The 1,107-nt window shown below is 72.3% G+C and carries 1 protein-coding gene and 1 pseudogene; both read left to right on the top strand.

Going from position 1 to position 1,107, the window contains the following annotated elements:
• Positions 1-902, top strand: a 902-nt coding sequence (locus tag AC1DWF_RS32315; protein ID WP_476842607.1) for a tripartite tricarboxylate transporter substrate binding protein, incomplete at its 5' end; no start/stop codon positions are given.
• Positions 899-1,107, top strand: a pseudogene (locus AC1DWF_RS32320) (tripartite tricarboxylate transporter substrate binding protein); the annotation flags it as partial. The gene AC1DWF_RS32315 and the pseudogene AC1DWF_RS32320, both read left to right, overlap by 4 nt.

Below are 1,107 nucleotides of genomic sequence, written 5' to 3' on the forward strand. Positions count from 1 at the left end.
GCCTCGTGGTCGGCTTCACGCCGGCCGGGACCACCGACATTGCCGCGCGGCTGCTGGTCGAGCCGCTGTCGCAACGGCTGGGGCAGCAGGTGGTGATCGAGAACCGGCCGGGCGCSGGCGGCAATGTCGGCGCGGATGTGGTGGCGAAGGCCGATCCGGATGGCCACACCATCCTGATGCAGACCATCAGCTCGGGCGCCATCAATTACCAGCTCTACGGTGCGCGGATGCCGTACAAGCCGGAGGATTTCGCCGGCATCAGCCTCGTCATCCGCGTGCCCAACGCGATCTTCGTGAACCCGAACCTGCCCGTGCACACGCTGGGCGAGCTGGTGGCGATGGCCAAGGCCAATCCCGGCAAGSTGAAYWTCGGCAGCAGCGGCGTCGGCACCTCGCTGCACATGACGGGCGAGCTGCTGAAGCTGGCCGCCGGCATCGACCTCACGCATGTCCCCTTCCGCGGCGCCGGCCCCATGATGCAGGAGATCATCGCCGGCCGCGTCGAGGTCGGCGTGGACAACCAGCCGAGCGTCATCAACCACCAGCGCGAGGGGCGCCTGCGGCCGCTCGCCGTCACCACGGCCACGCGCAGCCCGCAGCTCCCGGACGTGCCCACGACCGCCGAGGCCGGCCAGCCCGGCGTCGAGGCCACCGCCTGGTTCGGCCTGGTCGGGCCGGCGCGCATGCCACGCGCGGTGATCGACCGCATCAACCGCGAGGTCGAGGCCATCCTCGCCGAGCCCGCGATGTGGGCGAAGTTCCAGGATCTCGGCGGCATGCGCGCCGACCTCGTCCCGGGCGGCGGGAGCTCGCCGGAGACCTTCGACACCTTCATCCGCAACGAGATCGCCAAGTGGAGCGACGCCGTCCGCCGCTCCGGCGCGACGGTGGAAGGGTCGTGAGCCCCCCGCGCCGCGCCCTTCTTGCGGCGGGCCTCTTCGCGCCCGCCGTGCTGCACGCCCAGGGCGCGTGGTCGCCGACGCGCCCGATGCGGCTCGTCATTCCCTTCCCGCCCGGCGGCACGACGGACATGGTGGGCCGCATGGTCGCCGAGCGGCTGGCGCCGAAGCTGGGCCAGCCGGTGGTGGTGGAGAACCGGCCCGGTGC

Source organism: Aminobacter sp. P4_D5, assembly GCF_056401815.1.